12 protein-coding genes are annotated in these 20,416 nt (G+C 38.5%); 11 read left to right on the top strand and 1 reads right to left on the bottom strand.

The genetic code is table 11. The annotated features are described in order from the left end of the window. The coding region (locus AAC037_RS02610; protein WP_339901424.1) for a prolyl oligopeptidase family serine peptidase at positions 1–2,760 on the top strand (2,760 nt) is incomplete at its 5' end. Positions 2,761–2,825: 65 nt separating this feature from the next. Here AAC037_RS02610 and AAC037_RS02615 read toward each other — a convergent pair. Then, positions 2,826–3,851: a LacI family DNA-binding transcriptional regulator gene (locus AAC037_RS02615; RefSeq protein WP_339901426.1), complete on the bottom strand. Its 1,026-nt coding sequence runs from the start codon at positions 3,849–3,851 to the stop codon at positions 2,826–2,828. Positions 3,852–4,218: 367 nt separating this feature from the next. On the opposite strand from AAC037_RS02615, the gene AAC037_RS02620 reads away from it, so the two are divergent. The 10 genes from AAC037_RS02620 to AAC037_RS02665 all read left to right on the top strand — a co-directional run. Further along, positions 4,219–5,463: a PmoA family protein gene (locus tag AAC037_RS02620; RefSeq protein ID WP_339901427.1), complete on the top strand. Its 1,245-nt coding sequence runs from the start codon at positions 4,219–4,221 to the stop codon at positions 5,461–5,463. A gap of 37 nt (positions 5,464–5,500) precedes the next feature. Beyond that, positions 5,501–6,373, top strand: coding sequence for a ThuA domain-containing protein (locus AAC037_RS02625; protein ID WP_339901428.1), 873 nt, complete (start codon positions 5,501–5,503; stop codon positions 6,371–6,373). A gap of 56 nt (positions 6,374–6,429) precedes the next feature. Then, positions 6,430–7,851: a Gfo/Idh/MocA family oxidoreductase gene (locus tag AAC037_RS02630; RefSeq protein WP_339901430.1), complete on the top strand. Its 1,422-nt coding sequence runs from the start codon at positions 6,430–6,432 to the stop codon at positions 7,849–7,851. Positions 7,852–7,870: 19 nt separating this feature from the next. Then, the gene (gene uxuA / locus AAC037_RS02635) at positions 7,871–9,025 is read left to right on the top strand and encodes a mannonate dehydratase (protein WP_339901432.1); all 1,155 of its coding nucleotides are present in this window, start codon (positions 7,871–7,873) and stop codon (positions 9,023–9,025) included. A 301-nt stretch (positions 9,026–9,326) separates the two neighbouring features. Beyond that, complete coding sequence (locus AAC037_RS02640; protein ID WP_339901434.1) at positions 9,327–10,211, top strand: glycerophosphodiester phosphodiesterase family protein; 885 nt, start codon at positions 9,327–9,329, stop codon at positions 10,209–10,211. A 331-nt stretch (positions 10,212–10,542) separates the two neighbouring features. Then, a complete protein-coding gene (locus tag AAC037_RS02645) occupies positions 10,543–11,103 on the top strand; it encodes an RNA polymerase sigma-70 factor (RefSeq protein ID WP_339901435.1) in 561 nt (186 codons plus the stop codon). A 167-nt stretch (positions 11,104–11,270) separates the two neighbouring features. Further along, positions 11,271–12,239 carry a FecR domain-containing protein gene (locus tag AAC037_RS02650; protein ID WP_339901437.1) on the top strand — a complete coding sequence of 323 codons (969 nt, stop codon included), beginning with the start codon at positions 11,271–11,273 and terminating at the stop codon, positions 12,237–12,239. A 136-nt stretch (positions 12,240–12,375) separates the two neighbouring features. Then, a complete protein-coding gene (locus AAC037_RS02655) occupies positions 12,376–15,885 on the top strand; it encodes a SusC/RagA family TonB-linked outer membrane protein (RefSeq protein WP_339901438.1) in 3,510 nt (1,169 codons plus the stop codon). A gap of 12 nt (positions 15,886–15,897) precedes the next feature. Next, positions 15,898–17,895: a RagB/SusD family nutrient uptake outer membrane protein gene (locus tag AAC037_RS02660; protein ID WP_339901440.1), complete on the top strand. Its 1,998-nt coding sequence runs from the start codon at positions 15,898–15,900 to the stop codon at positions 17,893–17,895. Positions 17,896–18,554: 659 nt separating this feature from the next. Beyond that, the coding region (locus AAC037_RS02665) for a SusC/RagA family TonB-linked outer membrane protein (protein ID WP_339901442.1) at positions 18,555–20,416 on the top strand (1,862 nt) is incomplete at its 3' end.

Consider the following 20,416-nt stretch of genomic DNA (forward strand, 5'->3'; position numbering starts at 1 on the left):
TTGCTATTTTTATTCCACAATGTGAAGGCTCAAGAAAATAAACGCCCTTTAAACCATCAGGATTATGATGCCTGGGAGAACATTAAAAGTAAGCAAATATCAAATGATGGAAATTGGGTCTCGCTGGAGATTTCCTTACAAGATGGTGACGGAAGGCTGGAACTGTTTGAGGGTAGTTCTAAAGAGAATAAAGCATCTTTTCCGCGACTAAGCAATGTGGCTTTTTCTTCAGACAGTGATTGGTTGATTGGTTTGATTCAACCGGAAAAGGATAGCATTCGCAAATTAAAACTCAATAAGGTAAAGAAAGAAGATTTCCCAAAGGATAGCTTATTGCTCGTTAATTTGAAAAGTGGAGAAAAAACAAAAATTTCTGATATCACAGGTTTTAAATTACCCAAAAAAGAAAAAAGATGGTTTGCTTACCACCAATCCACCATGGCAGTCCTTGACTCAAGTGCAAACAAGACTGATTCAAAAGACGACAAGACATATGATTTAAAGGTGCATGAATTTGGCACAGATAAGACCTATAACTTTACCAAAGTATTGGATTATGGTTTTTCTGATAATGGGGAGCGCATGTATTTGGTCAAAAAAGTACTTGATACTGTAGCCGCGTCAAAATCCTTAACCATCCTTCATTTGGAATCCGGTCATATGATAAAGCCCATTGAGAATTTAACTTCTTATAAGTTTCCTGTCTTTTCTTCAGAAGGAGATCAATTTGCCATTTTGACTAGCCAAACAGCTCCTGAAGAGGAGTTAAAATCTTATCAATTAATGCTACTGGATGCCAGGGATGAGCTCAGGGTCTTAAAGGAAGTGCCGAATGTTCCTGCACATAATATAAGTGAACATTACTCCCCAGCATTTTCAAGTTCCGGTAAGTTGTTGGTTTTTGGATGGCAGCCAATGCCCAAAGATTACCCCTATTCAGAAGACACGACTATTTTGGAGGAAGAAAGGGTGGAAATTGATATTTGGGGCTGGCAAGACAAGGAGATTCAGCCCATGCAAATAAAGAACCTAAAAAATAAAGAAAAAGAGAGCAATCTCGCCGTTTACCATATCGATACCGATGAGATCATTGATTTGGGAGGGACTAATAGTAGTCAAGTGCATTTCAATCGATTTAAACAAGGGGATTGGGCCATCAAACGTGACAACAGCCCTTACAGAAGGAATTACAGTTGGGACATCCAATCCGGAGAAGACCTAAGCAGGATCAATTTGAATACCGGAGATGTGGAATTATTGAAAGAAAATGTGATGGGTAGGCCAAAGGTTTCACCCGCAGGGAAATATGCGTATTGGTACAATGCTCCGGACAGCTCCTGGAAAGCCATAGATTTAAAAAGTAAGATTGAAATTGACCTCACAGCGGAAATTGAAGATGATTTTTACAATCAACTACACGATAGCCCTTCCTTACCCGGAAGCTATGGAAATGCAGGTTGGACAACATCTGATCAATATTTTCTCATTTATGGCCAATATCATATTTGGAAAGTGAACCCATTGCAGACACAAAAAGCTGAAAACCTTACCAAGGGTGAGTCTGAAAATGACCACATCACCTATCGATTGGTGAATTTGGATGCTGAACAGGATTATTATGAGCTAAATAAAGAAATGGTGCTAAGAGGTTTTGACCAGGATAGCAAAAGTAGTGGTTATTTTCTTGGAGATTGGGAAGGAAATAAACAGCCCAAAGAATTGATTTTTGGAGAAGCCAATTACAGTGGATTGAAAGTTTCTGATGACCATAGTCATTTTATTTATCAAAAGGCTACTTTTAAAGACAGCCCTAATGTTTTCTATACCAATGCAAATTTTAGAAAGCAGGAACAATTAAGTGAAATTAATCCGCAGCAAAGTAAGATTAAATGGGGAGAAGTAGAATTGGTAGACTTTTTATCCAATGATGGGGATTCGATGAAAGGCCTGCTTTTTAAGCCTGAAAATTTTGACCCTCAAAAGAAATATCCCATGATGGTTTATTTTTACGAGAGAAGATCTGATGCACTGCACCATTATTACTCTCCTGTACCTTCAGCTTCCATTATTAACATCCCCTATTTTGTAAGCAATGACTATTTGGTTTTCGTACCGGATATTAAATACAAAATTGGTCTGCCGGGCCCCAGCGCTTTTGACTGTATTGTTCCGGGAGTCCAGGCAATGATAGCAAAAGGTTTTGTTGACAAAGAAAATATTGGAATACAAGGACAAAGTTGGGGTGGTTATCAAGTGGCATACGTTATTACCCAGACCAATATGTTTAAAGCAGCAGGAGCAGGAGCCCCTGTTGTGAACATGACCTCTGCCTATGGAGGTATTCGCTGGGGTTCAGGGATGAGTCGGATGTTTCAATACGAACAAACCCAGTCAAGAATAGGAGGGACACTTTGGGAAAAGCCTTCGCATTTTATTGAAAACTCTCCATTGTTTTTTACTGATCGAGTAGAAACCCCTACGCTAATCATGCACAATGACAGAGATGGTGCTGTACCTTGGTACCAAGGGATTGAGTTTTTCATGGCTTTAAAAAGAAATAATGTTCCTTCCTGGTTGTTGGTTTACAATGGTGAGGATCATAACCTTAAAGAAAGAAAAAATAAAAAAGATTTGAGCATTCGCTTGTCTCAGTTCTTTGACCACTACCTAAAAGGGGCAAAGGCTCCATTATGGATGACGGAAGGAATTCCGGCCATAGAAAAAGGCAAGACTTTAAAATATAAGTTAAGTGAGGACTAGAAATTCCGTACTTAATTTTTGATTGTCAAGATATTAATGCTTTTTTTCCAAGAATGGGAAGGTAGTTATTTCCTTTTTGACGAGCCACGGATAATTAATTCATGCCTAAGTGTAATGGTATTGGTTTTTTGAAGAATTTCGTGATGCTCATCATCCAGGTGGTTGATTAAGTTTTTCATGGCTACTTCTCCCATATGATAGCTTGGGTAATTTATTGTGCTAAGGTTTGGCTCTACCATTCTAGAAATTAGGTCATTGTTGAAACCTACAATGGCAATATCCTCGGGTACTTTTATGTTTCTTCTTTTCAAAGCCATCAGGCAACTGGCAGCACAAGTGTCATTTGAAACGAGTAGGCCGTCCGGTTTTGGGTCAAGTTTTAATATTTGTTCAACAATCCGTTCACCAGATTCTTCTCCTAAGTCATTATTGATTACATTTTTTTCTTCAAGAACAATACCGTGATCTAAAAGGGCGTATTTATATCCTTTTAAGCGATCGGCGTAAACATTTATTTTTAGATTACCTAAAACATGGACAATTCGCTTACATCCTTCTTTGATTAAATGACTGGTAGCATCGTATATGGCTTGGGTATTGTTGATTACTACTCCTGTACAATTGTTGTTTTCAGGAACCCTGTCAAAAAATAAAACCGGAATATGTTTTTTAAAAAACGGAGAGAAATGCCCTATATCGTCAGTAGTGCCGGCTTTTGATACCAAAAGACCATCAACTCTGCTATTAAACATGGTTGTTGCATTCGAAATTTCCTTTTCCAAAGACTCAGTTGATTGACTGATTACCAAGTTGTAGCCGGCCTGGGTTGCGATCTCTTCCATTCCTGCCATAACCGAGGATTGGAAGGGACTATTTAATTTCGGAATAATAACGCCAATGCTTTTTGACCTTTTTTTACGAAGACTGGAAGCGAATATATTGGATTGATACCCCATTTTTTTTGCCGTAGCAAGGATTTTTTCCTTTGTATTTTCTTTGACTCGTGGGTGGTTACTAAGGGCCCTACTCACCGTAGTAGGGGACAATCCGACTACTTTGGCAATGTCGTAAATCGTTGTTTCTTTATCCATTTATTAGGTTACTTGGCGATAATTAGACATAATACTACTTAAAAATATTGAATAATGCAACCGATTTCAATGGTTAGGGATTTAAGCATACTATTTCTGTGTAATGATTTTCATCCTTTAAATAAAGGTAAAATTTTAAAATAAGTCTAAAAATAAAATTATATCTACCCAGTTGTTGTCAGTTTAATCATTTTTCTTCCTATTATTTACAATGTCAATAGAAATTGAACCTAGAAAATTTCATTTTCAGTGGTTTTTCTACTTCAAATGTGTTAAAATAATTTATGAAATCGGTTGTATTGAATTAAATATATTGATATGTTTACGGTAAGAGACGTATAATGCAATATCCCAATAACGCTACAATATGAAATTAAATCAACTCCTCTGTTCATTAATGGTATGTTTGCTCCCTTTGGTAGGAAAAGGACAAACCCTTGCAAAGATATCATTGGACGATGTGGTGCCTTCCAAATTTGCTTACCCTATATCCATAGATTTAAATTCCATCACAGAGCTACCGGATTCACTATTGACACTGGTAATTATAGGCGAGGGCCAACCCTATGAAATCCCTTTTCAATTAGATAATCTAAATGGGAGGAAGTTGACTTGGATGGTGAAACCAATAGAAGGAAGAACCAGCTATACCTATGAGCTCCGCAAGACCGAGAATAAAAGAGTGGGCGAACAATTTTTTTCTTTGGATTTAAGTGAAAAAGCCCTGGTTATCAAAAAAGAAGGTTTGGATTTATGGCAATATAACCAAGGTTTGGCCATGCCTCCAGAGGGAGTAGCTCCTGCTTATGCCCGAAGTGGATTTGTACATCCCATGCGAACACCTGAAGGGCTTTCATTGACAAGAATTCAACCTTCAGATCATTACCATCATTATGGCCTTTGGAATCCTTGGACAAGGGTGGGGTATAAAAATGACACGATTGATTTTTGGAACTTGAATGATAAGCAGGGTACTGTTAGATTTGCGAATTTTGTAAATAAAACATCAGGTCCGGTTTATGCAGATTATAAGGTTTTGCATGAACATGTGGTTTTGAAAGACAGGGAAGTTCCGGAGGTAGCTTTTACTGAGGTACAGGGAGTAAGGATTTTTGCAGAAAAAGAAGATGACAGTTATTATTTGGCCGATATTAGTATTGTGCTGAATACGAATCCGGAAGATTCAGTCGTCCTCCAAGAATATAGGTATGGAAGCTTAGGTTGGCGGGCAACTGAATTGTGGAACCGGTACAATAGTGAAGTGATTACTTCGGAAGGTTTGGATAGAAAATCGGCCGATGGCAGCTTGGCAAGGTGGTGCATTGTGCAAGGAGAGCTAGGAGAGGATTATGGGGCTGTAGTTATGATGTCCTTCCCGGCAAACTTCAATCATCCGGAACCGCTTAGGATCTGGCCGGAAGATATATATGATAGAGGGGATATGTATGCCAATTTTGCTCCTACAAAAAATAAAGATTGGGTGCTTGATTCCGGCAAGGCTTATCAGCTTAATTACAGGTTTTTAGTATCTTCGAAGAAAATTGGGCCAGAGGAAGCAGAAGAAGCTTGGAAACATTTTGCCCAGTCTCCAATCACCATAGAAAAATTTTAGTGTCCAATTAATATAAGTTCTAAACCAACCATTGATAATGTTAAGTCGTTCAAGAAATTCAACTTTTATAAAACAAGTACAATTGGCCATTTTTATGGCTGTCTTTGTCTTGTTTAGTAATTTTTCAGCTGATGCCAAACCACCCAAGAATCACTTAAAGAATAAAAATGTTTTGGTTTTTTTCAAGAATGGAGAAGGCTTTGTTCATGATAACGTTCCTTTTGCTGTCGCTAGTCTTGAAAAATTGTCGGTAAAGTATAAATTTAATGTAACGGCGACCGATGATGCGGGTTACTTTACCGAAGAAAACCTAAAGACCATCGATCTAATGGTTTTTCCAAGTACAAACAATGAAGTTTTTACCGATAACAGTCAGCGGTTGGCATTCAGAAGGTATATTCAATCGGGAGGTGGAATCGTGGGTATTCATTCAGCAGTAGGTACGGAAAGAAATTGGGAGTGGTTCAAAATGCTTATTGGAGGAAGGTTTGTTTGGCATCCAAAATTCCAAGAGCTTGCCATCACCAAAATTGACCCAAGTCATGTTTCCATGGATGGATTACCCAATATTTGGAAAAAGGAAGATGAATGTTACCTGATGAAGGAACTTTATCCCGGAATAAAAGTAGTAATGGCTCATGACCTTACCTCTTTAAATGGAGATCAAAATGATAAAGTTAAAGAATTAACCGCCTCTTTTCACAGATATTACCCAGCCGTATGGCATCAAGACTTTGATGGGGGGGTTGCATGGGTGACAGCTTTAGGTCATCATAAAGATGACTATGAAAACCCTGTGTTTTTAAAACATATTTATCAGGGGATGAACTATGTAGCAGGTCGCATAAACAAAAAGGACTATACCCAAGCTTATGCTAAAGCTTGGGACAGTCCCGTACAATTTAAATAAAATAATAATTATCCATAAGTAGCTATAAGTCTATAGAACGAAAAAAAAATGTTTCTATGAAAAACCTCAAAAATAACAGTGAATCCAGAAGGAACTTTATAAAATCTACCGGCAAAGGAGCTATAGCTGCTTCTTTGGCCGCTACAGGGTTTCCAACCATTGTTCCCGCTTCAGTATTAGGAAAAAATGCGCCAAGCAATAAGATCAATATCGGTCAAATTGGTTTTGGAAGGATTGGCAAGACCCATGACCTGCCTGAAACAATTAAGAATGACATTGCAAGGGTAATAGCAGTGGCTGATGTGGACAGCAATCGTGGTTTACAAGGTAAGAAGTGGATTGAAGGAGTATACGAAAAAAAGACCGGTAAAGCCAAATATATTGACGTCAGTGTCTATGACGATTACAAGGAAATGATTCAACGCAAGGATTTGGATGCGGTAATCATCAGTACTCCGGATCATTGGCATGCGCAGCCGGCTATGGAAGCAGCTCTTGCAGGAAAAGATATCTACTTGCAAAAACCTACCTCTCTAACCATTGAAGAGGGTAGAATGCTGAGTGATACGGTGCATAGGACAGGTGCTGTTTTTCAAATGGGGAGTCAGCAAAGGTCTCAAAACCCCTGGCCACAATTTAAAAGAGCATGTGAATTGGTTCGCAATGGTCGTATAGGAAAAGTTGAAAAAATCTTTATTGGTTTGCCCGGAGATCCGGCTGGAGGAATTGCATCTGAGATGCCGATTCCAGAAAACCTTAATTATGAAATGTGGTTAGGTTCAACACCTTGGGTGCCTTATACGCTGGATCGCGTTCATTCTCAAAATGACATTACTTCCAGGCCCGGTTGGTTACGTTGCGAGCAGTTTGGTGCAGGGATGATTACAGGTTGGGGAGCCCATCATTTGGATATTGCCCATTGGGGAATGGGTAAAGAGTATTCCGGCCCAATTGAAGTTGAAGCGACAGCTTCATTTCCTACTGAAGGCTTATGGTCAGTTCATGGTGATTTCCATGTTAAGGCCAAGTATGACAATGATGTTATTATGGAAGTGAGTGGAGATTATCCCAATGGTGTTCGATTTGAAGGAACCGAAGGCTGGATTTTTGTTGCAAGAGGAAATGTTGGTGTGACAGCCAGTGATCCGGTACCCGGAGGCAAAGCAAGTGAGGCATTTAAAGCGAGTGACCAAAAGATTCTTACTTCTGAAATAGGGCCTGATGAGATCCATCTTTATGAAAGTGAAGAACAACATAAAAATTGGCTTGACTGTATCGTTTCAAGAGAGCAGCCCATCGCCCCAGTAGAAGTAGCGCATAGGTCATGCAGTGCTTGTTTGGTTTCTCATATAGCCATGAAACTTCCTAGGAAACTGTATTGGGATCCTGTTAAGGAGAAATTTAAAAACGACGATGAGGCCAATGCAATGCTATCTCGTCCTCAGAGGTACCCTTATGGAACGAATAATGTAATATGATCCAACCATTATAGTAAATATGACATTAAATCAAAGCTGGCGTTGGTTTGGTCCCAATGACCCGGTAAGTCTTAGAGATATACAGCAGGCAGGAGCTACAGATGTAGTTTCTGCCTTGCATTATATACCCCATGGAGAAGTTTGGCCTCTGGAAGATATTTTGGAAAGAAAAGCCCTTATCCAATCGGTAGGTTTAAAATGGTCTATTGTAGAGTCTGTACCTGTACATGAAGCCATTAAAACCAGAAATGAAGAGAGCGAATTTTATATAGAAAATTATATTCAAACCTTAAAAAACCTCTCTAAAGCAGGCCTAAACCTTGTTTGTTATAATTTTATGCCAGTGCTGGATTGGACTAGGACAGACCTCTCGTATTCATTAGCCAATGGAGCTAAAGCATTGTATTTTGATTGGGCGGATTTAGCGGCTTTTGATCATTTCATACTGCAACGGAAGAATGCCTTTTCGTTTTATTCCGAAGAAGTTGTAGAATTAGCTACAAGTCGATGGGCCGAAATGAGCGAGGTTAGAAAAAAGGAACTTTCAGATATTGTACTCATGGGAGTGCCTACCGAAAAAAGCATGTCTAAGGAAGACTTGATGAAAAGCATTGGCATCTATGCAAAAATAGGGAAATCAGGACTGAGGGATAACCTTGTTTTTTTTCTGAAGTCCATACAACAGACCTGTGAAACGGAAGAAATCACCATGACCATTCATCCTGATGATCCTCCATATCCCATTTTAGGTTTGCCTAGAATTGCTTCAGATAAGGAGGACTTACTATACATTATTAGCCAGGTTCCCGAATCCTTTAATGGAATTTGTTTTTGTACTGGTTCACTTGGTGCAGGAGGGCACAATGCACTACCGGATATTCTTTCTAGAATTGGTGATAGGGTACATTTTGCTCATTTGAGAAATGTTAAAAAGAACAGTAGAGGGGATTTTTATGAAGCGGAACACTTAGATGGTGATGTAGACATGGCTGCGATTATGCAACAACTAATAGCCTTGAATAAAAACCGAGAGAGGCCTATCTTCTATAGACCTGACCATGGCCATCAAATATTGGATGACCTTAAGAAGGAAACCAATCCGGGGTATTCAGCCATTGGTCGTTTGAAAGGTTTGGCTGAGCTAAGGGGATTGGAAATAGGTTTGGATAGGTAGTAGTTGGTTTAGGGAAAAACCTGTCATAGGCTCAACTATACGTTTCAAAATCAATTGGACTATTGGTGCTAATTTAGCTCCGGTTTTGTGCTAATCTACAATCCAGAAAATCAAAATTTTTCTAAAAGGCATGAAACCTCCTTTTAAATAATTATCAAGTTCTTGTTAACAATAGAATTATTTGGCTCCTTCAGTATAATAATCGTTTGAAATTTTGAGAAAAGGGAATTACCTTGTTATTTCATTGCAATAAAGCAAATTGATTAACCCATTCGAAGAAAAAATGTCCTTCCAAAAACCAATGATAAGTAAAATTTCCTTTAAGGTAGCGTTTGATGGCGGTATTTTAGGCCTTATTATTTTGGCTTTAATTCTCAATCCATTGATGCTACACAATAGCCTGGGACAAAACATTGAAATGCCAATAAAAGGCTTTTGTGCGCACAGAGGAGCCATGACAAGTCATCCTGAAAACACCATTCCGGCATTTGAACAATCCATCGCCTCAGGTGCTCAGATGATTGAGTTTGATGTTCAATTTAGCAAGGATTCTGCCCTTATCATTATGCATGATGGGACATTGGACAGGACTACCAATGGAAGTGGGGAAGTAGCCTTGATGGATTCAAGGGACATTAGAAGTTTGGATGCAGGAAGCTCGAAGGACAAAGCTTTTTCTGGGACCAAGGTGCCTGTATTAAGAGAAGTTTTAGAGATGATGCCTGCTAATATTTGGTTAAATGTTCACCTTAAAGGTGGGTATGAGTTGGGTAAAAAGGTGGCGGCTCTTATTCTTGAAATGGGCAAAACGCATCAGGCAGTCATGGCAGTGATGGCAGATGCGGCAAAAGGGGCCAGGTCAGTATCAGACAAAATCTTGATTTGCAATATGGAGAGGCAATCGGGAGGGTTAGACTATGTTGAAGGAACCATTGCTATGAATGCCAATTTTATTCAATTAAAGGGTGCGATTACTCCGGATTTTAAAAGTTATACCAAAAGCCTTCATGAAAAAGGTATAGGTATCAATTATTTTGGGACAGATAACCCTGAGGTTTTTAAGCAATTGTTTGACCTGGGAATTGAGTTTCCCTTAGTCAATGACATAGTTACGGCCATGCAATATGCCGATGAATTTGGGGTTAAACCCGTGGTTCCCAGTTATAGTGCTCTAAAGAAACCTTAATTAAAAGAATTTATTTGAGCTTTGGGTGGCAATGAATGGTCACTATTAAGTGGAGCCTTTCTAGGCAGGATAGGTGGCAAAACTTTCCGGAATTTTATTCCAAAAAATTTATAATTTAAAAGAAATTGACATTACCGATTTTTTTAGATCTCATTTTTATTTGATAGCTAATTTGTTTGTAATCAGGTGTTAAGCCTGATCTCTTTCCTATTGAAGGGCTGGGTAATAGAAATACCTTAATCATTTTATTTTAGTTATTTCGTGAAATTTTAATTTTTTTGATAAATAAAAAATAGCTTTATTTAGCGGTCAAAATGTCCTATAAAGCTAATTGAACTTAACTGATAAAGATCTTAGTCGTCTCCTTTATAAAGGGAAAGAGGAAGCTTTCAATGCTATTTACGAGAAGTATTGGAAGAAGCTATATGTTTATGCCTTTAAAATTTTTGAGGACCAGATTGTTTGCGAAGATATTGTACAAGAGGTATTTGTAAAGTTATGGGAAAGGGCGCAGTCAAATGAAATTGAAAAGCTAGAGAGCTATCTATTTAGGGCGGTAAAATTTCAAGCGATGAATGCCATAAGGAACTTAAAACCAACGACTGATCTTGAACAGTTTTTTAATCATTTGCCGGATAATTTGGGTGTAGATTTGCTTTTGGAAGAAAAAGAAATGGCGTCAAATTTGGAGGTTATCATCAATCAATTACCCGCTAAGTGTAGGAAAGTTTTTATTCTAAGTAGAGAAGAACAAATGTCCAACAAAGAAATTGCCGGCCAATTGAATATATCAATCCGAACAGTTGAAGCCCATTTGAATAAAGCCTTAAAATTTATTAAAAATAATATGAACGGAATAATTTTTTGTTTTTCTCAAATTTTCAATCTGTAATTTGTATATTTTTTTTAATTTCTATTTTATTTAAAATTATAATTTAAAAATACGCCGTTAGTTTACTTAATAAATTATTAAAAGTACCTTTTTGTTTAAATAAATTTTTTATTTTCTAAGTGTGAAGTGCGTTTGATGTTACTTATATTTTGACAAGCATGAAATCAATGAACAAAGAAATATTTATTACTTTACTAAAGAAGCAGGCCAATGGAGAGGCTAGTAGAGAAGAAATAGATCAAATAAGACAGATATTAGATCTAATTCAAAGGCGGGAAATAGATTGGTCACTTTCTCCGGCAGAGGAACAGGTCCTGAAAAACAATGTCAAGCTAAGAATTGATGAAAGGAGAAAGAGTAAGCAGGTTTCCTTTAAACCCTTGACCATTCTTAAATGGGCAGCAGTTTTATTGATCGGTTTTTCACTTACCTATATTTTATATTCTTCCGGCTTTGGAAGTAATAATGACCATGGTTGGGTAGATAAAGTAACCAGTCAAACTCAGAAAGGAACCTTTACCTTACCGGATGGTTCTACAGTTTTTTTAAATACCAATTCTCGTATCCGTTTTCCACTGAAATTCTCCGAAGACAAAAGAGAGGTGATCTTAGAGGGAGAAGGGTTTTTTGATGTAGTGAAAAACAAGCAAAAACCATTTGAGGTAATTAGCAATGGCGTTTTAACACGGGTATTAGGAACTTCCTTTAATATTAATGCAACCAATGAGGAATTGGTGGAAGTGATAGTTGCCAGTGGAAAGGTTGGTGTAACAAATGATCTCACTGAAGGGGCAAAATTAAATCGAATCGCCCCGAACCAAAAAGCAACTGTCAACCGGTTCAAAGAAAAAGTTGATGTGGAAGAGGTTGATATTGATGAAGAACTGGCCTGGAAAGCTGAAAAAATGTCTTTTGACTTTGTGCCTTTTGAAGAGGTAATAGCCACTATTGGATCCATGTATCACATTCAAATTGAAATACAAGGAGACGTAGATGAATCCTGCACCATCCGTTCCACCTATTCCAATAAAAGCCTTTACTCAATTCTTTATGGATTAAAAAACATAGTTGATTTTGATTGGGAAAAAGTAGACGAAAGAAAGATTATTATAAACTATAAAAGTTGCATCAATTAAACGAGACTGCCTATGTAAGCTTAATAATTTTAAACCAAAAAGATCCGGAACTGCTGCAACAGTCCCGGGATTAAATCAAAAGGTAATATCCGAGTCCGGCTAAAACCTACATTTATTAATTTAACCTTATAAAAGTATGAAAAATTATTTACTGAGGATAATTGTGCGTATTACAAAACAAACTTTAAAACTCTTCTTACCCATGTTGTTGGGAATCCAGACCTTGGTGGCAGAACCCTCTTCCAGTCAAAGTCTGGAAGATTATCAGGTTCAGTTGTATGCCAATGGAGAATCGTTGGTAGAAGTACTGAGCAAGTTAGAAAAGCAAACTGATTTGGTTTTTGCTTACAACCAATCTGTCTTGACAGACAAAACCAAGGTTAGCTTAAGTGTATCCTCAAACCTGAAAGAGGCGCTTGAAAAGCTATCTACCATAGTGGCTTTTGACTTTAAAAGAGTCAATGAAAATATATACGTAATAAAGCAGCCAAAAGTTGATAAACTGTCACCGGTTTTAGCAGAAAATAAAATCGAAAAAGTTGCTATAGCTGTTAGAGGTACGGTTGTGGATGAAACCGGTGCCCCAATACCTGGGGTAACAGTATCTATACCGGGAACCTCCATAGGTACCGCTACGGATTTGGATGGAAAATACTCCATCAGTGTTCCTGAAGGGTCTGAATTGGTTTTTTCTTTTATAGGTTACGAAGCTCAGCAGATTAAGGTGGGATCTCAAAGCGTAATAAATGTAACGCTCGTTGAAGAAATTTCTTCATTGAATGAAGTGGTAGTTGTTGGTTTCGGGGAGCAGAAAAAGGCTAACCTAACAGGAGCAGTAACTACCATAGATGCAGGTGTAATTGCAGAAAGGCCGGTACAGAACGTTGGACAAATGCTTCAAGGCGTCATTCCGGGACTAAACTTACAAACAGGTGGTCTTGGAGGTGAATTGAACCAATCTTTGAACTTCAATATTAGAGGTGCCGGTACTATAGGTCAGGGCTCTACATCTTCTCCTTTGGTATTAATCGATGGAATGGATGGAGATTTGAATGCGCTTAACCCGCAGGATATTGAAAATATTACCGTGCTAAAAGATGCAGCTGCGGCTTCTGTTTATGGTTCAAGAGCAGCGTTTGGGGTGATCTTAGTAACAACTAAAAGTGGTAAAGAAGGAAAAGCTAAAGTGAATTACAACAATAACTTCCGCTTTGGCCAGCCTAGAGGTTTACCTGAAATGATGGATTCACATACATTTGCTTTGTATTATAATGAAGCGGCCTACCATGCCGGTAGAAGCCCCATTTTTGACGATGAAACCATAGATCGCATTGTTCAATACCAAAACGGTACACTGGAAACTTCTACTATACCGGATAATAATGGAGAACGTTGGCAATATTATTCTGCTTCCAACGGTAATACCGATTGGTTTGCAGAGCAATACAAGTCCATGACTTTCAGTCAGGAACACAATTTGAGTGTGAATGGTGGAAGTGAAAATGCCAAATATTATGTTTCAGCCAATTATTTGGATCAAGGAGGACTTACCAGACACGCAGACGATAATTTCAACAGGTACGGAATTACTGCGAAAGTTGACCTTAAAATCAATGACAAGCTTTCCTTTTTATATAACAATAGGTTTGTGAGAGAGAACTTCACAAAAGCCATGCATTTGAATAACTTGTTCTACCACAATGTTGCCAGAAGGTGGCCAACTGTGCCGGTAAAAGATCCCAATGGCTATTATTCCTATCCTTCTGAAATCAATCAGATGAAAACTGGAGGTAGGGTAAACAACCTGAAAGACTTCTATTATATGCAGGGTCAATTGACCTATACCCCTAAAGAAAACTGGAATATCATCGCCAGTTTAAACTATAGGTTGATTAACACCAATAATGACACAAACGTTTTACCAGCTTTTGCTTATGATGTAGATGGGGAAACATATCCTGCACCTGTATTCTGGAATGCTGCAGGACATACTGCAGTAAGTCAATTCAATCAGAAAGAGGATTTCTTTACCACAAATATCTATTCTGATTACAGCTTTGAGGTTGGTGAAGGCCATAATTTTAAATTAATGGCCGGTTTCAATTCTGAATTGAATAAATACAGAAACATTAGTGCAAGTAGAACGGGTTTAATTACACCCACTGTAATTTCTATCAATACGGCTACTGACAATTTTCAAAATGCTGGGGCTCTTAATCACTGGGCAACCGCTGGTTTCTTTGGAAGATTGAACTATAACTACAAAGAAAAATACCTATTTGAATTCAATTCCAGGTACGATGGCTCTTCCAGGTTTATTCAAGATTTAAGATGGAATTTATTTAATTCTGCATCAGTAGGTTATAATTTGGCCAGAGAAGATTTTTGGACTTGGGATGACAAAATTCAAATGTTTAAAATCAGGGGTTCTTATGGAGAACTAGGTAACCAGAACACTTCAAGTTGGTATCCTTTTTACCTCACGCAGCCTTTCTCAGTTAATTCAGGAAGTTGGTTAGTGAATGGTATTAGACCAAATACTGCTTCTGCTCCTGGTTTAATCAGTAGGTTTATGACTTGGGAAAGAGTGAGAAGCTACAATATAGGGCTGGATCTGGGGATGTTTGATAACCGCCTGACCCTGAATTTTGATTATTTCACCCGATTAACTCTGGACATGGTGGGCCCTGCCCAGGAGTTACCTGCCATTTTGGGAACAGGTGTTCCGCTTATCAATAATGCAGATTTAAAATCTTGGGGATTTGAATTTGAATCTACCTGGAGAGACAATATCGGAGACTTTAATTATTCTGTGAGAGGCGTGCTTTCTGACGATCAAATGAAAGTCACAAAATACCCCAATGATACCTACAACCTTAGTCAATGGTATGAAGGTGAATTGAGTGGCAATATTTGGGGCTATGAGACAGTTGGAATTGCAAAAGATCAAGCAGAAATGGATCAGCACTTGGAAACAACCAACCAAAACCAAATGGGTACCAACTGGATGGCTGGTGATATCATGTACAAAGACGTAAATGGTGATGGAACGGTTAATGGCGGAAGCAATACACTTGGTGATTCAGGTGATAGAAAAATAATAGGAAATTCTACTCCTCGATTCAGATATAGCCTGGACCTTTCCGGACAATATAGAAATTGGGATTTCAGAATTTTTATTCAGGGTGTAGCTAAAAGAGACTGGATGCCAAACGGACCTTACTTTTGGGGAACCGGAGGTCAGAATATGTGGCAGGCAGCTGGATTTATGGAGCACATGGACTTTTACAGGGATGAGAATTCGCCAATGGTACAAGCTGGCTTAGCAGATGTGAATCTTGACTCCTATTTTCCGAGACCAGTCTTTGATAACGGAAAAAATAACCAAACGCAAACCAGGTTTTTACAAAGTGCAGCCTATATGAGGCTTAAAAACTTACAAATTGGTTACAGCCTTCCATCAGCAATTGTTTCCAGACTCGGTATAGGCAACGCTCGCTTTTATGTCTCAGGGGAAAATCTTTTGACCTTCTCTAAAATGTCTAAAATATTTGATCCTGAATCAGTAGGATTATCCGGCTGGAATGATGGCAAAACCTATCCTTTCTCAACTGTTTATTCATTGGGTCTAAATGTTAACTTCTAAAGAGAATTTGTGATGAGAATACATATAAAATCTAAATTATATATAGCCTTAGCAATGGTATTGCCATTGTTGAATATGTCTTGTAATGAGTTTCTGGAAAGAGAGCCTTTATCCGTAGTTACACCTGAAGCTTACCTGCACTCAGAAGCTGATTTGGCAGCATACACCATTGCCAATTATGCCTTTCCTACGCATTCCGGATGGAATGTAGGTACCTTTGGCTATGACAACCATACAGATAATCAGGCCACTACCAATGCAAGCAATAGGTGGATACCCGGAGAATATAGAATCGGTCAAACTGGTGGTTCATGGAGTTTTGGACAAATTAGAGACATGAATTATTTCCTGGAGACGGTTGTACCTCGATTGAAATCCGGTGAGATTTCAGGAAATACCTCCAATGTGGAACATTATGTAGGAGAAGGCTATTTTCTTAGAGCCTATGAATACTTTAATAAGGTTCAAAACTTGGGGGATTTTCCAATAGTTAAAAATACTCTTCCTGATGATTTGGAAACTTTGACTGAAGTTTCCATGAGGAAACCAAGAAATGAAGTGGCAAGGTTTATCATTTCTGACCTTGATTCTGCTATCAATCTACTATTGGTAAGCCCTCCCGGGGGAAAAAACAGAATCAACCAATTGGCAGCACTGACTTTCAAATCAAGGGTTGCCTTACATGAAGCCACATGGTTGCTTTATCATAAAGGTACAGCTCATGTACCCGGTGGTCCGGGTTGGCCTGGAGAGGGTGATAACCCTAATTTCAGTCTGGATATAGACCAGGAAATTGATTATTTCCTTGGAGAAGCCATGGAAGCAGCTGAGCAGGTTGCTGATCAGGTATCTTTGACTCCCAATACCTTAGACGATGGTTATGATTCCTCAGAAAACCCTTACCATAAAATGTTTGGGGACCTGGACATGAGTCAGTATGATGAAGTATTACTTTGGAGGCAATATGACCATACACTGGGCATTCGTCACAATATCAATGCTTATATCAATTCTAATGGAGGCAATACCGGATATACCAAAGGTTTGGTGGAAAGCTTTTTGATGGCCAATGGACTACCTATATATGCTGATGGGTCTGGATACAAAGGTGACGATTTTATTGCCGATGTAAAGGAAGATAGGGACAACAGGCTTCAGTTATTTATGAAGGATGAAGGTGAAGTAAGATTAAAAGGCCAAACCAATGCCGATGGATCACCTGTCCTTATTACCGAGCCTGAAATTATTGGTAACCAAGAAACCAAATATGTAACGGGATACGGTATTAAGAAAGGTTTTAGTTATTTGCCTTCTCAAACAGTAGGTGAAGCAGGAACTGTAGGTTCTATGGTATTCAGAGCAGCAGAAGCATACCTGAATTATATTGAAGCCTCTTACCTAGCCAAAGGAAGCATTGATGCCAAAGCCGCAAGTTATTGGGAAGCACTTAGGGTGAGGGCTGGTGTTAGTCCTGACTTTAATCTTACCATTGCCAATACCGTGATTAGCATGGAAGCTGAAGGGGATATGGGTGCTTATTCTGCAGGAGAAATGCTCTCAGATCCTATTTTGTACAATATCAGAAGAGAAAGAAGAAACGAGTTGATTGCTGAAGGCATGAGATTCTTCGACCTAAAACGTTGGAGAGCTTTGGACCAACTTAACACAGATCCTTATATCGTAAAAGGATTCAAACTTTGGGGTCCTATGCAAAGTTGGTACGTGGATGAAGAGAACAATCAAACTCTATTGATTCCTGCCGGAACAAATGGTTCCGCTACTCCAAATGTTTCCAATCCTGATGAAAGTGATTACCTGCTTCCCTACAGAATTATGCTTGGTGGTACCAACCTTGTAAAAGAGGGGTACAAATGGGCCAACGCTCATTACTTGGAGCCAATTGCTATCCAACATTTTATTATTACTTCCCCAAGTGGAGATCCTTCAAATTCTGTGATTTACCAAAATCCGGGATGGTCACTTCAGGCCAATGAAGGTGCATTGGAGTAATTACTTACTCGTATAAAACTAGAATTTCTAAAAAAGCAATACCCTTTTGGGTGTTGCTTTTTTTTATAACGAACAGTATATTTTCCTTGTAGAAGGATATCTATAAAATAGGAGTTTGGAAAGTATTTACCTTTGAAGGGTATAATTTAATCTCTTGGAGCGGAGTTTAAGGCAATTAATTACTTAGTTTTTTGAAAACAGGCTAATCTCAGCAATTCCTAATCCTCTCGGGATGCTAGCTGCAATAAATAATCCAAAAGCGATCAAGCGCTTTTTAAAGGAAAGCAGTAAACCATTAGTTATTGTGAACAGGTAAATTCATTGAATCTTTATAAAAAATTGAAATCAATAGACTGTTAGCAATTATTTTTTTTATCAGGTTTTGGGTTGGAACAAGTTTAGGTTTGATAAGTATAAAGCTAATAGAAAAATGATTTATACAGAATATTAAATCATGATTAAGTGTTTAGTATTTATTTTAGTATATAAAATAAACAAAAAAATATGGTTTATTTTATATATTGGTGCCCGGTAATCGAATAGCTTTAACCTAGTTTTATAATTCTTAAAAAATTGAAAGAAATTAGATAACCGCAATTATTCTGTACGTATCAATTCAGATATTTTACAATTATTCAATAACCCAAAATAATTAACTTATGAGAAAGAAGTCTACAACCTATAGGTTGGTATGGCTGTTTGTGTTTGCTGTAACCTTACATTGCCTTCAAGTGCAAGTAAGCGCCCACACAGTATCTCCAATCCTCAACTCAACTTCCGAGATTGAGGGTGCCCATTCCAAAATTCAACTTCCTGCCTCTATTAGTGGGACAGTAGTTGATCCAAACAATGAACCAATACCCGGAGCCACAGTTATAGTGGTAGGTACAAATACCGGGACCGTTACTGATATAGACGGGAAATTTAATATTGAAGCCAGTGCCGGACAAGTGCTAAAAGTTTCATTTATCGGCTTTGAACCTGTTGAGGTGCTCATAGCCAATCAAACAGTGATTGATGTAGTCTTACAAGAAGACATGGCTTCCTTAGAAGAGGTGGTGGTTGTTGGTTATGGGGTGCAGAAAAAATCTGACCTAACCGGGGCAGTGGTTAGGGCTGATATTGAAGCTTTTCAGGAATCTCCAAATGTATCCATTATGCAATCCCTCCAAGGCTCAGTTGCCGGGTTAAATGTGGGACAAGTGAATCAGGCGGGTGGAGAACCTGATATTCAGATTCGTGGACGTACTTCTCTTTCAGGAGAACAAAGTCCGTTGATTGTTATTGATGGAGTCATTTATAGGGGGAATATCAATGATTTAAACCCCAATGATATCAAGTCGATTGATGTGTTGAAAGATGCAAGTGCAGCCGCCATTTATGGTTCCCAAGCTTCCAATGGTGTGATTATTCTCACCACAAAGAAAGGGGTGGATTTAGGAAAGCCCACCATCAATTACTCCAATAGTTTTACCTTTCAACAGCCGATTAAAGAGTTTAGGACTGGTACTGCAGACGACTATTTGACGAAAACTGAGGAATCTGATTTGTACAATAGCCGCACTGAGGCTTCGGGATACCTGGAGCCAAACCCTAACTGGGAACCCTCCTCCAATTTTAAAACGAGTGATGAAATATTGGCCTATAACCAAGGGCGATCGGACAATTGGTATGACTTGATGACCAATGACAACCCCTATATTCAAAATCATAACTTGTCCTTGGCAAATGCCACCGAACGGTCCAATTATTACATTTCACTCGGTCATACAGACCAAAAAGGGCATATGGTGAATGAAGGTTACAATAGAATCAACGCAAGGGTTAACCTGGAAACTAATGTAACGGATTGGCTAACCTTTGGTCTGCAATCTTCCTTTACAAGGAGCAACTATATGGGCCCAACGCCAAGCTTAGGGAACCGGTATCTATCTCCCTTTGCTACGGTGAGGGACGAAAATGGAGAATACATTCAAATTACCGGGGGAAACACCATAAACCCTATGGTGCAATTGGAAGCAGATCTTGTAGACAAAAGGCTTAATTTCTTTGGTAACTTTTATGCCCAGATAGACTTTCCCTTTTTGGAAGGCCTAAGTTATAAGGTTAATTATCTTAACAATTATACCACAAATCAAGATTATTATTTTAGAGAATATGCCAGTAATTTCCAAGGGGGAGGCCAAAAGAGGTATCAATTGAACTATAACTGGTCAAGTGATCATATCCTTACCTATAACAAAACCTTTAAAGATGTTCACAATGTATTCTTAACCCTACTTTATGGTTCTGAGAGTAGGGAATCTGAATACACCCAAGCCAGCTCATTTATCTATGCCAATACAGCCCTAGGGTACAATAGCCTTCAATCCGGAAGTGCAGACCAACAGCGTACCAGTTCTGGTGCCTGGGATGAATCCAGCCTTTATCAAATGGCCAGGTTATTTTATGGATATGACCACAGGTATTTATTTACAGGAACCATTAGGAGAGATGGCTTTTCCGGCTTCGGTGCTACCAA

It is taken from the genome of uncultured Cyclobacterium sp., from assembly GCF_963976465.1.
GTDB lineage: Bacteria > Bacteroidota > Bacteroidia > Cytophagales > Cyclobacteriaceae > Cyclobacterium.